At 72.8% G+C, this 14,445-nt stretch carries 18 protein-coding genes; 9 read left to right on the top strand and 9 right to left on the bottom strand.

Annotated elements, in window-relative coordinates; all coding sequences use genetic code 11:
• The first annotated feature begins 137 nt into the window (after positions 1-137).
• Positions 138-1,346, top strand: coding sequence for an acyl-CoA dehydrogenase family protein (locus ACK4YQ_RS15310; protein ID WP_409612381.1), 1,209 nt, complete (start codon positions 138-140; stop codon positions 1,344-1,346).
• A gap of 9 nt (positions 1,347-1,355) precedes the next feature.
• Here the strand turns inward: ACK4YQ_RS15310 and ACK4YQ_RS15305 are convergent, their stop codons facing one another.
• Positions 1,356-1,742: a hypothetical protein gene (locus tag ACK4YQ_RS15305; protein ID WP_409612379.1), complete on the bottom strand. Its 387-nt coding sequence runs from the start codon at positions 1,740-1,742 to the stop codon at positions 1,356-1,358.
• A gap of 336 nt (positions 1,743-2,078) precedes the next feature.
• Between ACK4YQ_RS15305 and ACK4YQ_RS15300 the strand changes: the two genes are divergently transcribed.
• Entirely contained in the window at positions 2,079-3,020 is a 942-nt protein-coding gene (locus ACK4YQ_RS15300; protein WP_409612377.1) for a hypothetical protein, read from the top strand.
• Here ACK4YQ_RS15300 and ACK4YQ_RS15295 read toward each other — a convergent pair.
• From ACK4YQ_RS15295 to ACK4YQ_RS15265, 7 genes are all read right to left on the bottom strand, one after another.
• Positions 2,991-4,262, bottom strand: a complete 1,272-nt coding sequence (locus tag ACK4YQ_RS15295) for a dicarboxylate/amino acid:cation symporter (RefSeq protein WP_409612375.1) — start codon at positions 4,260-4,262, stop codon at positions 2,991-2,993. The genes ACK4YQ_RS15300 and ACK4YQ_RS15295 overlap by 30 nt on opposite strands.
• Before the next feature lie 117 nt (positions 4,263-4,379).
• Positions 4,380-4,769: a fluoride efflux transporter CrcB gene (gene crcB / locus ACK4YQ_RS15290; RefSeq protein ID WP_409612373.1), complete on the bottom strand. Its 390-nt coding sequence runs from the start codon at positions 4,767-4,769 to the stop codon at positions 4,380-4,382.
• A 62-nt stretch (positions 4,770-4,831) separates the two neighbouring features.
• Complete coding sequence (locus ACK4YQ_RS15285) at positions 4,832-5,422, bottom strand: SCO family protein (protein WP_409612371.1); 591 nt, start codon at positions 5,420-5,422, stop codon at positions 4,832-4,834.
• Position 5,423: 1 nt separating this feature from the next.
• Positions 5,424-5,909, bottom strand: a complete 486-nt coding sequence (locus tag ACK4YQ_RS15280; protein ID WP_409612370.1) for a copper chaperone PCu(A)C — start codon at positions 5,907-5,909, stop codon at positions 5,424-5,426.
• An 89-nt stretch (positions 5,910-5,998) separates the two neighbouring features.
• Complete coding sequence (locus ACK4YQ_RS15275; RefSeq protein WP_409612368.1) at positions 5,999-6,382, bottom strand: hypothetical protein; 384 nt, start codon at positions 6,380-6,382, stop codon at positions 5,999-6,001.
• Between the two features lie 84 nt (positions 6,383-6,466).
• Positions 6,467-7,822: an ATP-binding protein gene (locus ACK4YQ_RS15270; protein WP_409612366.1), complete on the bottom strand. Its 1,356-nt coding sequence runs from the start codon at positions 7,820-7,822 to the stop codon at positions 6,467-6,469.
• Positions 7,823-8,542: a response regulator gene (locus ACK4YQ_RS15265; protein WP_409612364.1), complete on the bottom strand. Its 720-nt coding sequence runs from the start codon at positions 8,540-8,542 to the stop codon at positions 7,823-7,825. It abuts the gene before it with no gap.
• A 167-nt stretch (positions 8,543-8,709) separates the two neighbouring features.
• On the opposite strand from ACK4YQ_RS15265, the gene ACK4YQ_RS15260 reads away from it, so the two are divergent.
• Both ACK4YQ_RS15260 and ACK4YQ_RS15255 read left to right on the top strand, forming a co-directional pair.
• A complete protein-coding gene (locus ACK4YQ_RS15260; RefSeq protein WP_409612362.1) occupies positions 8,710-9,204 on the top strand; it encodes a hypothetical protein in 495 nt (164 codons plus the stop codon).
• A 161-nt stretch (positions 9,205-9,365) separates the two neighbouring features.
• Positions 9,366-9,761, top strand: coding sequence for an EF-hand domain-containing protein (locus ACK4YQ_RS15255; protein WP_409612360.1), 396 nt, complete (start codon positions 9,366-9,368; stop codon positions 9,759-9,761).
• A gap of 22 nt (positions 9,762-9,783) precedes the next feature.
• Here the strand turns inward: ACK4YQ_RS15255 and ACK4YQ_RS15250 are convergent, their stop codons facing one another.
• On the bottom strand, positions 9,784-10,806 hold the full coding sequence (locus tag ACK4YQ_RS15250; protein ID WP_409612358.1) for a sulfotransferase domain-containing protein: 1,023 nt from the start codon (positions 10,804-10,806) through the stop codon (positions 9,784-9,786).
• A gap of 183 nt (positions 10,807-10,989) precedes the next feature.
• Between ACK4YQ_RS15250 and ACK4YQ_RS15245 the strand changes: the two genes are divergently transcribed.
• The 5 genes from ACK4YQ_RS15245 to ACK4YQ_RS15225 form a co-directional block, all read left to right on the top strand.
• Positions 10,990-11,184 (top strand): hypothetical protein, encoded by a 195-nt coding sequence (locus ACK4YQ_RS15245; RefSeq protein ID WP_409612356.1) that lies wholly within the window; start codon positions 10,990-10,992, stop codon positions 11,182-11,184.
• A gap of 183 nt (positions 11,185-11,367) precedes the next feature.
• Positions 11,368-12,093 (top strand): glutathione S-transferase N-terminal domain-containing protein, encoded by a 726-nt coding sequence (locus ACK4YQ_RS15240; protein ID WP_409612354.1) that lies wholly within the window; start codon positions 11,368-11,370, stop codon positions 12,091-12,093.
• 19 nt (positions 12,094-12,112) lie between these two features.
• A complete protein-coding gene (locus tag ACK4YQ_RS15235; RefSeq protein WP_409612352.1) occupies positions 12,113-12,946 on the top strand; it encodes an enoyl-CoA hydratase-related protein in 834 nt (277 codons plus the stop codon).
• A 54-nt stretch (positions 12,947-13,000) separates the two neighbouring features.
• Complete coding sequence (locus ACK4YQ_RS15230) at positions 13,001-13,699, top strand: ABC transporter ATP-binding protein (RefSeq protein WP_409612350.1); 699 nt, start codon at positions 13,001-13,003, stop codon at positions 13,697-13,699.
• Positions 13,692-14,445 (top strand): ABC transporter permease (locus ACK4YQ_RS15225; RefSeq protein ID WP_409612348.1); only part of this gene is annotated, 754 nt, incomplete at its 3' end. The genes ACK4YQ_RS15230 and ACK4YQ_RS15225, both read left to right, overlap by 8 nt.

The following is a 14,445-nucleotide window of genomic DNA, read 5'->3' as shown; positions in this document are numbered from 1 at the left end:
CTGGCCGTCCCCTCCGCAGTCGCCCCGCCCGTCTCCGTCGATTTCGCCGCCGCTGCAAGGCGCCGTAGCGGCGCCGACCCCTATCCGGACACGGTTCACGGGCGCAAGATCGCCGAAAACCGTCCAGGGAGGACACCATGGCCGATTTCGGCGGCGGCGACATCGAGACGTTCCGCGCCCAGGCGCGCGCCTGGCTCCAAGCCAACTTCCCGCCCTCGCTGAAGGGACGCTTCGACATTCCGGCCAGCGAGGCGCCGGTCCCCGTGGAAGGCGACTACAGGCTGTGGCGCGAACGCATGGGCGAGACCGGCTGGGGCGTGCCGACCTGGCCGAAGGCCTACGGCGGCGGCGGCCTCTCCCACGCCGAGGCGCGGGTCCTGGCCGACGAGATGGCGGCGATCGGCGCCTGGAACCCCATCGGCGGCATGGGGGTGATGATGTTCGGCCCCACCCTGCTGGAATACGGGACCGAAGAGCAGAAGCTGCGGCACATCCCGCCGATCTGCCGCGGCGAGCTCCGCTGGTGCCAGGGCTACTCCGAGCCCGGGTCCGGCTCGGACCTCGCCTCTCTGCAGACCTTCGCCGAGGACAAGGGCGACCATTTCCTGGTCAACGGCCAGAAGATCTGGACCAGCGGCGCCCAGTACGCCGACTGGTGCTTCTGCCTGGTGCGCACCGACCGCAGCCGCAAGCACGAGGGCATCAGCTTCGTCCTGATCGACATGAGGACGCCCGGCGTGGAGACGCGGCCGATCCTGCTGATCTCCGGCTCGTCGCCCTTCTGCGAGACCTTCTTCACCGACGTGAAGGTGCCCAAGGAGAACCTCGTCGGCCCGCTGAACGGCGGTTGGACCGTGGGCAAGCGCCTCCTGCAGCACGAGCGCAACAGCCTCTCGTCCGGCGGCGGCGGCCGGCCGCGGGCCAATCCCGCCGCCCTGCGCGAGGCGGCCCGCCGCTACATCGGCCTGGACGAGACCGGCCGGCTGGCCGACCCGGACTTCCGCACGCGCCTGGCCCAGCACGACATCGACGCGCGCGCCTACGCCCTGACGCTCCAGCGGGTGGCCGACGAGGGTAAGAGCCGCAACGGGCCGAGCGCCGCCACCTCGATCATGAAGAACGCCAGCTCGAAGCTTTCGGTGGACCACGCCGAACTGATGATCGAGGCCATGGGCGCGAACGGCCTGGGCTGGCAGGGCGAGAGCTTCAGCGCCGAGGAGCTGGCGGCGGCGCGGGCCTACCTGCGCATCAAGTCGTCGACCATCGCCGGCGGCTCGTTCGAGATCCAGAACAACATCATCTCCAAGCGCATCCTGGGCCTGCCGGACATGACCCGGCACGCCTGAGCGCCGCCGTCAGAGGAGATATTCGCGCACCCCGGCGCTCAGGCCGTAGCGGCCCCCGCCCAGGTCGTCGAAGATGCATACGCCGGCCGGCCCCTTGCCCTTCGGCGCCGAGTAGTAGGCGAGCAGCTCGCTCACCTCGCTGCGGACGCTGGCGGGACTGCGGTCCGGCAGGGCCGCGGAGATCATCGTCACCAGGGCCTCGACGCTGGCCTCCCCGCCGGCCAGCGACAGGGCGCCGAACAGGGCGCTCAGCAGTTCCAGCTTCGGAATGGGCCGGGGAGCGGAGCGGGTCGTCGGAAAGGCCACGACGGTCCCGCAGCGCCGGCCGTTCAGCCTGGCCCGCTCGTCGCCGGCCGCGTCGAGCCCGATCGCCCTGTCGTTCGGGCGGATAGCCATGCGCAGGTCTCCCAGCTTCCGTGCAAGGCCGAGAGTCCGGCCATAGCGCGCCACGATCTGCGCCCATCTGTAGTTAACACCAGTTTCGAATTGCAGACTGGAGTTACCCATTTTGGGTGACCTTTGCTCGCCAATACTTCGCCAACGATCAGATGTATTGGAAGCCACAAGCCTCGGTTGAAGTCGATATTCATTTCGAGCGTGCGACGGCGTGCCACAGCGCCTGCGACCCCTTCCTGGTGCGCGATTCTGGCTTCGCGTTGTCCAGCGAGTCGCCTACTCATCGAATTCGCCTGCAACTTCAATGGCGGAACTCTGGAGCAATAGGTGCCGCCCATGGCGTCCGCGCCGCAATCAGGCCCCTCGCCCGCGGTCGGCCGGCTCGCGGCCGAGTTCGTTCTGGACTTCCTGCGCAGCGCCGCCCGCGTCAGCGAACACGACTTCATCGACGGAGTGATCCGCACGGCGATCCTGAACGCCAACGTCCGGCACATCGCCGCCGAACCGGAAACCTCCTTCGCCTATGCCGGCTTCAACACCCCCCTTCCGGACGGCATGCGTCGGCCGGCGAGCATCAATGCGATCGCCGGTTCGCTGGACCTGCCGTTCGAGACCGTCCGCCGGCGCATCCACGCCCTGGCCGAGCGCGACATGGTGCTGGAGACCCGGGACGGCGTGATCCTGGCCCAGCGCCAGCTCGTCACGCCCCAGATGCAGGTGTTCGCCCAGAGCAACTACGACGCGCTTCTGAAGCTCTATCGGGACCTGACGCGCCTAGCGCCGGAGTTCAGCCCCCTGGCCGATGCGGTGGCGGGCGAGACGCAGCCGGAAGCGCCCGTGGACGAGCCCGTCCGCCTGGCCATGCGCTTCACCTCCGGCTTCGTCCTGCGCTACCTGGAGGTCTCCCGTCCCATCGCCGGGGAGCTGTTCAACGCGATCCTGTTCCTGGCCGTCGCCGTCCTGAACGTGGAGCACATCACCCACTCGCAGGAGGCCTCCGCCCGCTACGCCGCCCCCGGCGCGGCGGTGCCGGACGAGGCGCGCCGGCGGGTGAGCGTACGCCGGCTGGCGGGGGAACTGGGACTGTCGTTCGAGACCGTGCGGCGGCGCGCGGCGGTCCTGGTCGAGCGCGGCGCCTGCGCCCGCGACGCCGAGGGGCTCTACGTCACCCAGCGGATCCTGCTCGACGACCTCCTGGTGGCCCACCGCCGCGACGCCGCCGCCAGCCTGCAGCGCCTGTTCACCGCCCTATGGCGCCTGGGGGTCGTCTTCGACTGATCCGGCGTCCGCCCGCCCCTCGTCCCGTCCGGCGATCGCGGCGACCGCGACGTCGGCGGTGACGTTGCCGACCGTGCGGAAGATGTCGGGGATGGTCTCGACCGCCAGCAGGATGGGCAGGAGTTCCAGCGGCACGCCGAGGCTGAGGCAGATCGGAACTATGGTCGTGAAGAAGGTCGTCTGTCCCGGCAGGCCGACGGCGGCCAGGCTGACTACGGCCGCCACGCCCACCGCGACGGCGATCTGGCCCGGCGTCAGGGCCAGTCCATAGACCTGGGCCACATAGAGCGCCACGCCCAGGTTGGCCGCCGGGCTGGTGATCCGGAACAGCGACACCGCCAGCGGCAGCACGACCCCCGCCGCCCGGCTCGAAGCGCCCGCCGCCCGCGCGCCCTGCAGCATGGCCGGCAGGGAGGCGATGGACGACTGGGTCGAGAACGCCGTCACCTGCGCCGGCGCCACCGCCCGGGCGAAGCGCCAGGGGGCGACCTTCCCCAGGAGGGTCACGAGCGGATACTGGGTCAGGGTGATGGCGATGCAGACCCCGCTCAGCACCACCAGATAGTGGCCCAGCACCCCGGCCGCGCCCCAGCCGGCGCGGGCGCCGACCACCAGGGCCAGGGCGAACACCCCCGCCGGCGCCGCCCACAGCACCCAGCCGACCAGCACCAGCATGGTCTGGCCGACCGCCTCGAACAGCTCGGTCAGCCGCGCCCGGGGCCCGTGGGCGATCCGCGTCGCCGCCAGGGCGAACAGCAGGGCGAAGATCACCAGGGGCGCCATCTCGCCCTCGGCCGCCGCCTTGATCGGATTGGTCGGCACGAAGCTTCGGATCCAGTCGCCGGCCGGGGGCATCTCGGCCTGGGGCGCCGGGCCCGCCGTGCCGACCGCCGCGCGCAGGGCCTGGGCGGCGTCCGGCGGGATCGGCCAGGCCTGCAGAGCCAGCGGCGCCAGGATCGCGGCGAAGGCGGCGGAAGCCAGCAGGAGGACCGCGAACAGGCCCAGCGCCCGCGCCGCCGCGCCGCCCGACGCCGCCGCCCCGCGCGCCGAGGCCATGCCGGTGACGATCAGCGAGAACACCAGCGGCACGATGGTCATGCGCAGCGCGTCCAGCCACAGCCCGCCCACCGGCTCGGCGACGGCGATCACCTGGTCCAGGCCGGCGAAGCCCGCCGCCGACAGGGCGGCGCCCGCCGTCAGGCCGAGGACGAGCCCCAGGAGTACGCGCAAGGTCAGGGGCATCGGGGTCTCCGCGGGGATGAACGCGCCAGCCTAGCGGCCGCGGGCGCGGAGGAAAGCGCCGGCCGCCGCCTGGCGCGAAGACAGCCTCCAGGCGCCCGCTTTGCGGCGCGGACCGCTTCAGGCCAGGGCGCGCATCACGGCCAGCCCGACGAACACGCCGATCAGCGAGGCCAGCACCGTGCCCAGCACATACGCCAGCGTCATCGCCGAGGCGCCCCGCTGCCACAGCAGGGCCGCGTCCAGCGAGAAGGCCGAGAAGGTCGTGAACCCGCCCAGCACCCCGGTGGTCAGGAACAGCCGCAGGGTCTGGCCGCTCGCCTCCCCGCGGAAGGCGAACCAGCCGGCCAGCAGCCCCATGGCGATCGAGCCGGTGACGTTGACCAGCATCGTCGACAGCGGGAAGTGCATGGAGATCGCCAGGGGGACGGCGCGGTTGACCAGGTGGCGCGCCACCCCGCCCAAGCCGGCGCCGGCGAACACCACCGCCGCAATGGTGACCTCCCGCATCAGCGGGCGTCCTGGGCGCTGGGCTTCGAACTCATGTCGGTCTCCATGTTGCGAGCGGCCGGCTAGGCGCCGAGCAGCCGGCGCAGCTTCACCATGACCCGATCCATCGGCTCCTGGTAGCCGACGGGCTCCACGAACCGGCCCTTGGCGTCCATCAGATAGACAGCGGTGGAATGGTCCATGGTGTACTCCCCGCCCTCGATCGGCACCTTGCGGTAGTAGACCCGGAACCCCTTGGCCATGGCGGCCACGGCGTCGGCCGTCCCGGTGACGCCGCGGATGCGCGGGTCGAAGGAGGACAGGTAGAGGTCCAGTTGCTCGGGCGTGTCCCTGGCCGGATCGACGCTGACGAACACCACGTTGAGCTTGTCGGCCTCGGGGCCGAGCGCCTCCATCCAGCGGCCGATGTCCATGAGGGTGGTCGGGCAGATCTCCGGGCAGTAGGTGAAGCCGAAGAACACCGCCGAAGGCTTGCCCTTCAGGTCCGCGGCGGTGAAGGGCCGGCCCTTCTGGTCCACCAGCCGCACGTCGGCGGGCATGGCGATGGTCGACGCCGTCGGGGCGCTCGGCCGGCTGGCCAGGTAGACGCCCCCCAGGGCCAGGGCCGCCGCCAGCACGACGCCCCCCGCCCAGAGGATGAGGCCTTTGCGCATCTCAGCGGTTCCCGTGCATGGGCGGCTGGCCCGCCGCCGGCGGGGTCTGGACCATGAAGGTGACGGCGACCTCGCCGGCCCGTTCGAACTTGAGCGTGACCGGCACGCGCTCGCCCGGCTTCAGCGGCCGCTTCAGGCCGATCAGCATCAGGTGCAGGCCGCCGGGCTTCAGCTCGACGGTCTTGCCGGGCGCCAGCGCCAGGCCGTTCTCCAGCTTGCGCATGCGCATGATGGACCCGTCCATCGACATCTCGTGCACCTCCAGGCGCGCGGCCACGGGGGTGGAGCCGCCGAGCAGGCGGTCCGGCTGCGAACTGGAATTGACGAGCGTCACATAGCCGCCGCCGGTGGGTGCGCCGGGCGGGGTGGGCCGCACCCACGGGCGCTGGATGGAGATGGCTCCGGCCTTGGCGCTCTGGGCCACGGCGGGAACGGCGGCGGCCAGGGAAAGGCCGGCCGCAAGGGCGAAGAGATGACGACGGTTCATGGGGTGATCCTCTGGATCGCGAGTTCGAAGAGGCGCGCCGGAAGGCGCGCAGGCGCTCAGGTTCGGCCGTCCCGCGGCGTGCGAGGGCGTCAGGCGCGGAGCGGCGGTCCGGTCTGCGGCGGCGGAGGCGCGAGAAGTCCCGGGCCGGGCCCCTCGGCGAGGCTCCAGGCGGGGCCCGGCGCCGGCGCAAGGTCGGCGGGCGCCTCGATCTGCCCCGCGGGCGGCGCCGACAGCGCAGGCCCCAGGGCGGCGAAGGCGCAGGGCCCCTCGTGGCCGGGGCGTCCCGGCTCGCCGTCCGCCGGGTCGGTCGGCCCGCCGGCGCCGTCCGGCGACACCGCCACGAGCCCCTGGCTCGTGCAGAGCACGATGGGCGCGCCGCCCTCGGCGTCCGCCAGGGCCGGCATGTAGCCCTGCGGCGCCGCGATGCGCATGGCGAGCGCCAGGCAAGCCAGGACCAGGGCCCAGGCCGTCAAGGCTCGCGACTTGCCGCGCATCGAACGCATCGCGTCTGGATATAGGGCGCGCCGGCCCGTGTCGATGCGTCCGGCCGCTGCGGCTCAGGCCAGGGCCAGGCGCACCTCGGCGCAAAGCCCGCCCTCCGGCCGGTTGGCCAGCGCCAGCCGCCCGCCCTGGCTCTCGGCCAGGGCCGCGACGATGGCCAGGCCAAGGCCCGCCCCCCCGCCCCCGCGGTGACGGGATTCCTCCAGCCGCTCGAACGGCTTGACCAGGCGTTCAAGCGCGCTGGCGGGCACGCCGGGCCCCTCGTCCTCGACCCGCACCACGGCCCAGCCGTCCTCCGCCCTCAGGCTGATGCGGGCCACCTGGCCGTAGCGCACGGCGTTGTCGGTCAGGTTGGCGAGCATCCGGCGCAGGGCGAGCGGGCTAACCCTCGCGCTCAGCCGCGCCGGCGCCGAGGCCAGGGCCACCGGCTCGCCGAGCTCGGCGCGGGCGGCGACGAACCGCGCCGTCTCCTCGGAAAGGTCCAGCGGCGCGCTCGGCGCGCGGTCGGCGGTGGCCTCGCGGGCGAAGGCCAGGGTGTCGTCCAGCAGCAGGCCCATCTCGTCGATGTCCTCCACCGCCTTCGCCCGCTGCTCGGCGTCGCCGATGAACTCCGCCCGCAGGCGCAGCCGCGTCAGATAGGTGCGGTAGTCGTGCGCGATGGCCGCCAGCATGCGGGTGCGGTCGTCCACCAGTCCGCGGATCGTCCGCTTCATCTCGTTGAACGCGGCCGAGAGGTCGCGGATCTCCCGCGGCCCCTGCACCGGCAGGTCGGGCGCCGAGAGGTCGCCCGAGAACTGCCTCGCCGCCGCCGCCAGCCGCTCGACCGGGCTCGCCGTGCGCCGGATCGCCAGCCACAGCATGGCCATCAGGATCAGGCCGCCGAGGGCCGCCAGGATGGCCGAACGGCGCACGAAACGGCGCAGGGCCGCCGGCGCGGTGCGCTCCATGGTCATGACCTCGCCCGTGCGCAGGCGCACCATGATGCGCACCGGCCCGTCGGCGACCAGGCGGCCGTCGCGCTGGGCGACCGCCTGCAGATAGGCGCCGGGCCGCACCTGGATCACGAAGTCCCGGTCGCCCATGGCCCGCCGATAGGGGGCGAACACCAGCGGCCGGCGCGGCGGGACGTAGGTGCGCAGCCGCGGGTCGAGGGGAAAGTCCGTCTCCAGGCGCACGTTCATCGCCTGGCTGGAGACGGCCCGCGCGATCAGGGGCCGCACCTGGGGCGGGCTGGCCTCCATCGCCTCAGCGGCGGCCAGCACCTCGGCCGGAGACGGAAGCTGGAACAGCCCCCCGCGCTCGCGTCCCGCCGGCAGCACCATCACCGCCCCGATCATGAGCTGCAGGGCCACCAGGCCGGCCAGCAGGATCACCGCGATGCGGGTCGCCAGATTGTCGATCAGCGCAGGCATCTAGCCGCGCTCCACCTGTGGGGCGAACAGATAGCCGCCGCCGCGCACGGTGCGGATGAAGGTCGGCGCCTCGGACCGGTCGCCCAGCTTTCGGCGAAGGCGCGAGAGCTGCACGTCCACGGCGCGGTCGTAGGGCTCGGCGCTGCGCCCGCGGGTCCAGTCGAGCAATTGGTCGCGGCTCAGCACCCGCTGCGGATGGGTGAGGAAGGCCATCAGCAGGTCGAACTCCCCGCCCGTCAGATCCACGGGGCGGCCGGAGGGGTCTCTCAGGGCCCGCGAGCCGGAATCCAGGGTCCAGCCGGCGAAGCGGAAGACGGCCGCCGGCGGGTTGGCGGCGATGCGATGGATCGCGCGCGTGCGCCGCAGGATCGCCCGCACCCGCGCCAGCAGTTCGCGCGGGTTGAACGGCTTGCCGATGTAGTCGTCGGCCCCGAGCTCCAGCCCCACCACCCGGTCGATGTCGTCCGACTTCGCGGTGACCATCAGGACCGGCGTGTCCCCCGCGGCCCGCAGCCGCCGGCAGATCGACAGCCCGTCCTCGCCGGGCATCATCAGGTCGAGCAGCACCAGGTCCACGCGCCGGCGCGCCATCACCCGGTCGAGCTCGGCGCCGTCCGGACAGGCGGCCACCTCGAAGCCTTCGCGCGACAGCAGGCCGGCGACCAGGGCGCGGATTTCCGCGTCGTCCTCCACCACGGCGATCAGGGTCGTCTCGCTCATGGGCGGAAGCTGGCGGATTTCCCCGCGGCGCGGAAGGCGCGGCCGTAGGGCGGATACACTTTGATACGAAGCGACGCGGCCCGGACATGGCGGCCTTACCGGACGGGTGGAGTTTGCCCGGCGTCCCGACGGACCCCCGACCCCAACGTCTGCGAAGGAAATGCACCATGTCCCTCCCCCGCACCAAGGCCGCCATCGGTCTGGCCGCGATCGCCGCCCTCCTGACCCTCGCCGCCGCTGAGGCCGCAGAGGCCCAGACCCGCAGCCGCACGACCACCGTGCAGGGCGCCTATGGCCGGGGCGTGACCGCCACCCGGTCGGGCGCGCGCTCGGACGGCGCCTACGCCGGATCGGCCACCCGCACCTACAACAACGGCGCGACCGCCACGCGCAGCACCTCGGCGGTCGCCAACGGCGACGGCTCGGCCAGCTATTCGGCCTCGCGAACCGGCGCCGCCGGCCGCTCTCAGTCGACCTGGGGCACGGTCTACGCCACCGAAGACGGCCATGGCCGCCAGAGCACCTACACGACCTCCAACGGCGGCAGCCTGACGACCAGCAAGGACGTCTCCTACACCGACGAGGGCCGGGTGGTGACGCGCAGCGCGACCACCGGCGCCGGCGGCTCGGCCTCCAGCACCCGCACCGTCACCTATCCCTGACGCCCCCCAGAGGCCTTCCCCCACAGGCCTTCCCCCACAGGCCTTCCCCCTGAGAGCTTCCCCCCGAAGCGTCCCCAGCGGCGCGCCTGCGCGCCGTCCCCTTGGTCCCCGCCGCCCCCACGGCGGGGACCGTCTTTCCCCAAGGAACGGATGATCACGACATGCTCGTCGCCCTCGTCTCTGCCGGCCTGATGGCCGCCGCCCCCTCCGCCGAGGCCATGCTCGCCCGCGCCGACGTCAATAACGACGGCCGGGTCACCCGCGCCGAGTTCATCGACGCACGGGCCGCGACCTTCACGCGGATGGACCGCAACCGCGACGGATACCTCACCCACGCCGACGTGGGCCCGCGCGCGGCCCGCCGCCTGGCGGCCAGCGGCCAGTCCGACATCTTCGGCCAGTTCGACGACAACCGCGACGGTCGGGTCAGCCGCCAGGAGTTCGCCACCGGCCCGGCGGTCGCCTTCGACATGGCCGATCGCAACCGCGACGGCGTCGTCGACCGGGCCGAAATGGCCGCCGTGCGCGAAGCGGCCGAGCAGCGCCGCGCCTACTGAGCCTCGCCCCGGCTGAGCCGGATCAGCCGAGGGCGCGCCAGACCTGAAGGCGGCCGACGACGCCAAGGGCGGCGGCGAAGAAGACCATGCCCCACAGCAGCCGCCAGCCCGTCCGGGCCGGTCGCGGTCCGCGGGCGCCCCAGACGCTGCGCCGCCGCCGGACCGGCCGATGCTCGTAGCCGAGGCGGAACAGCAGGTGGCTGGAGAAGACCTCCTCCAGCACCGCCTCGTCGGCGGCCGACAGGCGCACGGCCGCCCGCAGCGCCCTGTCCGGCACGATCGGCTCGCCGTAGCCGGGGTCCAGCCGCTCGGCCAGCGCCTCGCGGCTGGACACGTCCAGGGCCGCGGCGGCGTCGGCGGCGTCCAGCTCCACGCCCCAGTGGCTCCAGATCCGCCGGACCCATCCGGCAGGATCGTTCTGCACGTCCTCGTAGCGAACCACCAGGATCTGGTCCTTGCAGGCGCGGGCCAGGCCGCCCCAGCGGTTGAAGAAGCGGACGAACCACCAGACGTCCTCGACCTTCTTGGCGCCCGGCGCCGGCCGGCGCACGAAGGCGGACAGCTCGCCCAGGCCGTAGGGCTCGCGCCACTTGACGTAGTAGGAGACCAGGGCCTCCGGGATGTCGCGGACCAGCACCACCGTCGGCGGCAGCCGCACGAGCCCGGCCCGGGCCAGCGCCGCCACCAGGCGCGAGGGAATGTTGTGCGAGGCGCCGATCCGCGGCGCGTGGGAGAACACCTGCGGCCGCTTGGGATGGCAGATGAAGGTCTCGCTGTCGCGGCCGCTCGAGCGGGACGGCGCAGGCAGGTTCAGCCTGTGGGCGATGGCGGCGCTCAGCATGAAGCGCAGCCAGTGGGTTCCCGAGTTCTTGGCGGTGACGAAGTAGCCGTCCACGCGGCCCGCGTACTTCAGGAGATGGAAGTTGGAGAGGTCGTTGCCGAGGTCGCGCCCGGCGAGCCGCCGCGCCTGGGCCCGATGTTCCCGTCGAGCCGGGCGAACGCGGGCCTCGGCCGCCGGCGCAGTTCCAAATTCCAGAAGACCCACCGGGCGATGCTCCGCGCTGTTGCTGAAAGGCGCGAGTGGAGCGTGCCGACTTGTCCCGCATGCGACCGGTCGTTCTCATTGGACGCGGGTTTCCGACCTCGGCGTTACATTGGACAGGCGCCGATCGCGCGGCGTTACACCTGCGAACACCTGGAGAAATCTGGGCGGCTCAGCATCGCGGCCATGATCGCCCAGGGATATGCGCAGATCCTCGTCCGGACGGCCGACGGCTGGCGGTGGCGGCTGGTGGACGCCGGCGGACGGCTGCTGGTCTGGGGCCTCGCCAGCTCGCGTCCCGCCGCTCTGCGGGCGGTCTGGGGCGCGATCGAGGGCTTGCGCGGCGTGCAGCCGCAAGGCCCCGGCCGCCGTCCGTTCTGACCGCGGCCCCGCGCCGGCGGGCTGGGCCGCGGCTCACGCGACGGCGCCTTGCCGGGGCGTGGCGGCCGGGGTCTGATGGCTTGGCCTGGAGCCGGTCGGCGTACACGAAACCGTGCAGGGCGTGCGCCGTCCCCTTCCGAACACCACTCTAGGGTCTGGCGGAACGAAGGAGAGGAGCGCCCCGTGATCGACCTGCACTACTGGCCCACCCCCAACGGCAAGAAGGTGACCATCCTCCTCGAGGAACTGGGCATGCCCTACCGCATCGTCCCGGTGAACATCGGCCGGGGCGACCAGTTCACCGACGACTTCCTCAGGATCGGCCCGAACAACCGCATGCCCGCCATGGTCGACACCGCGCCGGCGGACGGCGGCGAGCCGGTCAGCGTGTTCGAAAGCGGCGCGATCATGATGTACCTGGCCGAAAAGGCCGGGCGCTTCTGGCCTCAGGACCTGCGCGGCAGGTACGAGGTGGTCCAGTGGGTCATGTGGCAGATGGCCAACCAGGGGCCCAAGACCGGCGAGCGCGGGCACTTCAGCCGCGTGCCCCCCGAGGCGGGCGACCAGTCCTACGCCCAGCGCCGCTTCAACGACGAGGTCCACCGGCTCTACGGCGTGCTCAACAACCGCCTCTACGACCGGCGCTACATCGCCGGCGACGAGTACACCATCGCCGACATGATCTCCTATCCCTGGACCGTCGGCTGGAAGCAGCAGGGCATAGACCTGGGCGAATTCAAATACTTCAAGCGCTGGTTTGACGAGCTGTCGGAGCGCCCGGCGGTCCAGCGCGGCATGGCCGTCGCGGCCGGCCCGGCCGAAGACCCGGCGAGCCTCACCCCCGAGGAGCAGGCGCGCCGCCGCAAGCTCCTCTACAACCAGCGGGCCCGCCCCGCCCCCGCCGAATAGCCCCCGCGAAGGAGCGCGCATGAGCGACGAGCCGATCCTGCTGACCGACGATCCCGCGCCGCACGTGCGCCGGCTCACCCTCAACCGCCCGGCCAAGCGCAACGCGCTCTCCAACGCCCTTCGCGGCGAGCTCTTCGCCGCCCTGGAGGCCGCCGACCGCGACCCGGAGGTGCGCGTGATCGTCCTCCGCGGCGCCGGGACCTGCTTCTCCTCGGGCTACGACCTCTCCAGCCTGGGCGAGCTTCCGTTCCACACCGCCGGCGGCCAGGGCCAGTGGGCGCGCCATGTGGTGGAGGGCTGCTTCCGGATGTGGGATCTAGCCAAGCCGATCATCGCCCAGGTGCACGGCTGGTGCCTGGCCGGCGGCTCGGAACTGGCGGTGGCCTGCGACCTCGTCTACGTCGCCGAGGACGCCCAGATCGGCTACCCGGCCGTGCGCACCATGAGCCCGCCCGACAACCAGTACCACGCCTGGATCGTCGGCATGCGCGCGGCCATGGAGCTGATGCTGACGGGCGACGCCATCTCGGGGACCGAGGCCGTGCGCCTGGGCTTCGCCAACCGCGCCTTCCCCGCCGATCGCCTTGAGGACGAGGTGCTGGCCATGGCCCAGCGCATCGCCAAGGTCGACCCCGAGCTCGCCCAGCTCAACAAGCGCCTGGTCCACCGGCAGATGGAGGCCATGGGCCTGCGCGCCGGCCTGCGGGCGGGGACCGACCTGCACGCCCTCGGCTGGCACACCCGGGCCAGCCGCGAATACATGGCCGAGCTGCGCCAGGGCGTGACCCAGGCCCTGTCGTCACGGGACTCCAAGTTCGGCGACTACCGCACGGAAAAGGCGTCGGAAACCTGAAATCCGGGCCAGGGGGACTGCGCCTTCGGCGGCAAGCGCGCTAGACTGGTTGTGATGCCTCCCCCCTCCGCGCCGCCCGCTCCCCCCGTCCTGTCGCTGCGCGGGCTGAAGAAGTCCGTGCCCGGCGGCCGCGTGCTGTTCGACGGCCTCGGTCTCGACCTGCACCCCGGGGAGTTCGTCGCCGTGATGGGCGAATCCGGCGCGGGCAAGTCCACCCTGCTGAACCTGGTCGCCGGACTGGACGGCGTCGACGAAGGCGTCGTCGCGGTCGCCGGCGTGGACCTGGCCGTCCTCGACGACGACGCCCGCACCCGCCTGCGCCGCGACCGCATCGGCTTCGTCTTCCAGGCCTTTCACATCCTGCCGCACCTCAGCCTGGCCCGGAACGTGGCCCTGCCGCTGGTGCTGCAGCGCGCGCCCGCGGGCGAAGCCCTGGCGCGGGCCGGCGAGATGCTCCAGGCCGTCGGCCTCGCCGGCCGCGGCGACGACTTCCCCGCCCAGCTCTCCGGCGGCGAGCTGCAGCGGGTGGCCATCGCCCGCGCCCTGGTCCACCGGCCCAGCCTGATCCTCGCCGACGAGCCCACCGGCAACCTCGACCCGCAGACCGCCGAGCGGGTGCTGGAGGTCTTCACCGGCCAAATCCGCGCCTCGGGCGCGGCGGTGCTGATGGTCACCCATTCGGAGCGCGCCGCCGCGGTCGCCGACCGGCGGCTGAACCTTGGCCCCCATGGCCTGGCGCCGCACGATGGCTGAGGGCTCCGCCGCCGTCGCCGCCCGCTGGATGGCCGCCGGCGAGTGGCGCGCCCATCCCGGCCGGGTGGTCACCGCCGCGGTCGCCATCGCCGTCGGGGTGGCGCTCGGCTTCGCGGTGCATCTGGTCAACGCCTCGGCCCTGAACGAATTCAGCCGCGCCATCCGGGCGGTGAACGGCGAGGCGGACCTGCGGGTGCGCGCGGTCGCGCCTGCCGGGTTCGACGAGGCGCTCTACCCGCGCCTGGCCCGGACGGCGGACGTCGCCGCCGCAAGCCCGATGGTCGAGCTGCGCGGCCAAGGCCCCGGTGGGGCGGACCTCACCCTCATCGGCCTCGATCTCCTGCGGGCGGCGAACGTCACCCCCTCCCTGGTGGGCGCCGAGGGGGCGGGCGCCTTTTCCGCCGACGCGGCCCTGGTCTCCCGCGCCCTTCTGGCGCGGACCGGCCTTGCGCCCGGCCGGTCCCTGGCCGTGACCGCCAACGGCGAGACCCACGCCTTCCGCATCGCCGGGGTTCTGACCGCGGTGGGCGAGGACCAGAGCCTCGTCGTCGTCGACATCGCCGACGCCCAGTGGCGTTTCGCGCGCCTGGGCCGCCTCGACCGCGTGGACGTCAAGCTCGCCGAAGGCGCCGACGCGGCCCGGGTCCGCCGGGCGATCGCCGCCCTTCTGCCGGCCGACGCCCAGGTGGCGGACGCCGAGAGCGACGCGCGGGTCTCCGACAACCTCTCCCGCGCCTACCGGGTGA

The organism is Phenylobacterium sp. (genome assembly GCF_046291545.1).
In the GTDB taxonomy this organism is placed as follows: Bacteria; Pseudomonadota; Alphaproteobacteria; order Caulobacterales; family Caulobacteraceae; genus Phenylobacterium.
Note: the sequence above shows the minus strand (reverse complement) of the source record. Positions and strands in the feature narration are given on the sequence as shown.

Bases quoted from the DNA above. Each gene is read 5' to 3' on its own strand.
- ACK4YQ_RS15270 (WP_409612366.1), bottom strand. From the start codon at position 7,822: ATGCCTGCGCTGATCGACAATCTGGCGACCCGCATCGCGGTGATCCTG.
- ACK4YQ_RS15230 (WP_409612350.1), top strand. From the start codon at position 13,001: ATGCCTCCCCCCTCCGCGCCGCCCGCTCCCCCCGTCCTGTCGCTGCGC.
- ACK4YQ_RS15245 (WP_409612356.1), top strand. From the start codon at position 10,990: ATGATCGCCCAGGGATATGCGCAGATCCTCGTCCGGACGGCCGACGGC.
- ACK4YQ_RS15310 (WP_409612381.1), top strand. From the start codon at position 138: ATGGCCGATTTCGGCGGCGGCGACATCGAGACGTTCCGCGCCCAGGCG.
- ACK4YQ_RS15235 (WP_409612352.1), top strand. From the start codon at position 12,113: ATGAGCGACGAGCCGATCCTGCTGACCGACGATCCCGCGCCGCACGTG.
- ACK4YQ_RS15300 (WP_409612377.1), top strand. From the start codon at position 2,079: ATGGCGTCCGCGCCGCAATCAGGCCCCTCGCCCGCGGTCGGCCGGCTC.
- ACK4YQ_RS15285 (WP_409612371.1), bottom strand. From the start codon at position 5,422: ATGCGCAAAGGCCTCATCCTCTGGGCGGGGGGCGTCGTGCTGGCGGCG.
- ACK4YQ_RS15305 (WP_409612379.1), bottom strand. From the start codon at position 1,742: ATGGCTATCCGCCCGAACGACAGGGCGATCGGGCTCGACGCGGCCGGC.
- ACK4YQ_RS15260 (WP_409612362.1), top strand. From the start codon at position 8,710: ATGTCCCTCCCCCGCACCAAGGCCGCCATCGGTCTGGCCGCGATCGCC.
- crcB (WP_409612373.1), bottom strand. From the start codon at position 4,769: ATGCGGGAGGTCACCATTGCGGCGGTGGTGTTCGCCGGCGCCGGCTTG.
- ACK4YQ_RS15265 (WP_409612364.1), bottom strand. From the start codon at position 8,542: ATGAGCGAGACGACCCTGATCGCCGTGGTGGAGGACGACGCGGAAATC.
- ACK4YQ_RS15255 (WP_409612360.1), top strand. From the start codon at position 9,366: ATGCTCGTCGCCCTCGTCTCTGCCGGCCTGATGGCCGCCGCCCCCTCC.
- ACK4YQ_RS15295 (WP_409612375.1), bottom strand. From the start codon at position 4,262: ATGCCCCTGACCTTGCGCGTACTCCTGGGGCTCGTCCTCGGCCTGACG.
- ACK4YQ_RS15280 (WP_409612370.1), bottom strand. From the start codon at position 5,909: ATGAACCGTCGTCATCTCTTCGCCCTTGCGGCCGGCCTTTCCCTGGCC.